3 protein-coding genes and 1 pseudogene are annotated in these 2,522 nt (G+C 63.0%); 3 read left to right on the top strand and 1 reads right to left on the bottom strand.

From position 1 onward, the window contains the following. Together M0954_RS22545 and M0954_RS22540 are read left to right on the top strand one after the other, a co-directional pair. On the top strand, positions 1–833 hold an 833-nt coding region (locus tag M0954_RS22545), incomplete at its 5' end, for an aldehyde dehydrogenase family protein (RefSeq protein ID WP_297355582.1). Further along, on the top strand, positions 823–1,524 hold the full coding sequence (locus tag M0954_RS22540; RefSeq protein WP_297355580.1) for an HAD-IA family hydrolase: 702 nt from the start codon (positions 823–825) through the stop codon (positions 1,522–1,524). The genes M0954_RS22545 and M0954_RS22540, both read left to right, overlap by 11 nt. Positions 1,525–1,581: 57 nt before the next feature. Here the strand turns inward: M0954_RS22540 and M0954_RS22535 are convergent, their stop codons facing one another. After that, on the bottom strand, positions 1,582–1,875 hold the full coding sequence (locus M0954_RS22535; RefSeq protein ID WP_133892276.1) for a hypothetical protein: 294 nt from the start codon (positions 1,873–1,875) through the stop codon (positions 1,582–1,584). A 244-nt stretch (positions 1,876–2,119) separates the two neighbouring features. Here M0954_RS22535 and M0954_RS22530 point away from each other — a divergent pair. Continuing rightward, positions 2,120–2,522 (top strand): annotated as a pseudogene (locus tag M0954_RS22530) (hypothetical protein); the annotation flags it as partial.

The following is a 2,522-nucleotide window of genomic DNA, read 5'->3' as shown; positions in this document are numbered from 1 at the left end:
GAACCGCGAAGCTTTATATCGGCGGCAAGCAAACCCGGCCCGACTCCGGCTACAGCTATCGGGTCTTCGGCGCGAACGGCGCGCCGCTGGGTCTTGCTCCGCTCGGCAATCGCAAGGATGTGCGCAATGCCGTCGAGGCGGCGCGCAAGGCGAGCGGCTGGTCGGGACTGTCGGGGCATGCGCGCGCACAGGTGATCTACTACCTCGCGGAAAACCTCGCGGCGCGTAAGCCGGGGTTCGCGGCCTTGCTGTGCGAGTGCACCGGAGCTTCGGAGTTCGAAGCAGCGCGTGAGGTGGAACTCAGCATTCGCCGGCTGTTTCGCTACGCAGCGCTCGCCGACAAGCACGACGGCCGCGTTCATTCCACTTTGACCCGTCATGTCACGCTTGCGATGAACGAGCCTTGGGGCGTGCTCGGCATCGCCTGCCCTGAGAACGCTCCGCTCATTAGCCTTGTAGCGCTGATTGCCCCGGCTATCGCGCTAGGCAATCGGGTCGTCGCGGTGGTGTCGCAGACGCATCCATTGGTCGCGACCGAGTTCTATCAATTGCTAGATACAAGCGATGTGCCGGACGGCGTGGTCAATCTGCTTAGTGGTCCGCGCGGCGAGCTGGTGCAGACGCTCGCCGCCCATAACGATGTCGATGCGCTGTGGTACGCCGGCGACGCTGCCGGCCGCGCGAGCGTCGAAGCCGAGTCGGCGGGTAATCTGAAACCGGTCTGGTCGCCCGATCCCGCTTTGCTCGCCGAAGACGGCGGTCCCCTCGCGAGCGGCGAATTTGCGCGCCATGCGCTTCAGGTCAAAAACATCTGGGTGCCGTATGGCGAATGAGCCGGGAATCGCTCCAGTGCGGGCCGTGATCTTCGATATGGACGGGCTGCTGCTCGATACCGAAGGCGTTTATACGGCGGTGACCCAGCAGATCGCGGGTCGCTTTGGCAAGGCGTTCGACTGGGAGGTCAAGCAAAACACGATCGGCCGGGGCGCGCGCGACCTGGCCGAATATGTAGTGGGTGCGCTTGAACTGCCGATGAGTGTGGATGATTTCCTCGCGGAGCGCGAACCTCTTTTGCAGGCGGGCTTTGCCGATTCGCCCGCCAAACCGGGTGCCGTTTCACTCGTGCGGCAACTGGCACGGCGCGGGGTGCCGATTGCGGTGGGTACGAGTTCGTCGCGCGCGTATGTCGAGATCAAAACTGCCCGGCATCGAGACTGGTTCGGGCTGTTCAATGTCGTGGTGACCGCAGACGATCCGGACGTACGGGCGGCCAAGCCAGCGCCCGATATTTTCCTGGTGGCGGCTCGGCGTCTTGGGGTGGCGCCGCATGAAGCGCTGGTGTTCGAAGACTCGCCGTTCGGTGTCACGGCCGCCCGGGCGGCCGGCATGCAGGTGATTGCCGTCCCGGACCCAGCGATGAGCCGTGAACGTTTCGCGCACGCGCATTCAGTATTGGACTCGCTGGATCAGTTCGATCCGGGCCCGTGGGGACTGCCGGCGTGTCTGGAGGGCGACGTGCGTTGACGCCCGATGCGCGGAACGGCCGCCAGCGCTCAGGCGATCTGGTCCTGCGGCTTGCGCCTACGACTTCGAGTTTTCGTACAGCGTGTCGCGCGGGAAGAACATGCGCGGCTCGAAAGCCGGCATGATCACCGTCGCGCCTCTTGCGGTGACGTTGACATTGCAGGTCTGATCGATCTGCTTGCCGCGCCGGTAAATGAACGCGCCCGGGCCGCCATCGCATTCGCTGGTGTGCTCGAGCAGGCGCAGTTCGCGCCCGTTCGAAATGGACCTCGTGACGACGAATCCGTCGGCATACGCTGCGGTTACACCAACCAGGGTGGCTATTCCGATTACGACTTTCGCAATCTTCATGATGGGATCTCCGGATTCGGCTGCGTGGCGCCGATGCCAATCCAGGTAGTTTAGACCGTCCTGCTTTCAAAATCCCACCTTCGATTCGTGTCCAACGGGCTTCGGCATCAGCATTGGCGGCTGGCAAACGTCCCTAAAGCGGCCGTTGTACGATACGGAGCCGGAACATGCGCAACGCCCAGAGCCCTCTGCGCATGTTGCCCTTGATCGATAAAGCACCCACCGCTAACGAGGAGACAGTCACATGGTACGTACGAGGAAGCTCACAGCAAGTCTGATCGGCACGATGCTCGTTGCGGCGGCATGCGCCGTCGGCCTAGTTGCTTGCGCATCGTCTCCGGCCAATCGTGCCGCCGCGCTGTCCGGTCCAATGTCGATTGCGAAGCAGGGGAGCTTTTTCATCGGCGGACGCGATGTGCATTCGGACACGCTTTCGACGCTGCCGAACTACGTGGCCTCGGGTACCGTTACCGTCGACCAGATGTACGTTCATTACCAGGTTCCCACGAGCGCCAAACCCGTGTCGCTGACGCTAATCCATGGCTGCTGCCTGACGGGCATGACATGGGAGACGACGCCGGATGGGCGGATGGGGTGGGAGGAATATTTCGTCCGGAGCGGCTATCCGACGTATGTGATCGACCAGT

The sequence above is a fragment of the Paraburkholderia sp. genome (genome assembly GCF_026225065.1).
Classification (GTDB): domain Bacteria; phylum Pseudomonadota; class Gammaproteobacteria; order Burkholderiales; family Burkholderiaceae; genus Paraburkholderia.
Note: the sequence above shows the minus strand (reverse complement) of the source record. Positions and strands in the feature narration are given on the sequence as shown.

Excerpts from the sequence above, each read along its gene's own strand:
- M0954_RS22540 (WP_297355580.1), top strand. The coding sequence starts at position 823 with ATGGCGAATGAGCCGGGAATCGCTCCAGTGCGGGCCGTGATCTTCGAT.
- M0954_RS22535 (WP_133892276.1), bottom strand. The coding sequence starts at position 1,875 with ATGAAGATTGCGAAAGTCGTAATCGGAATAGCCACCCTGGTTGGTGTA.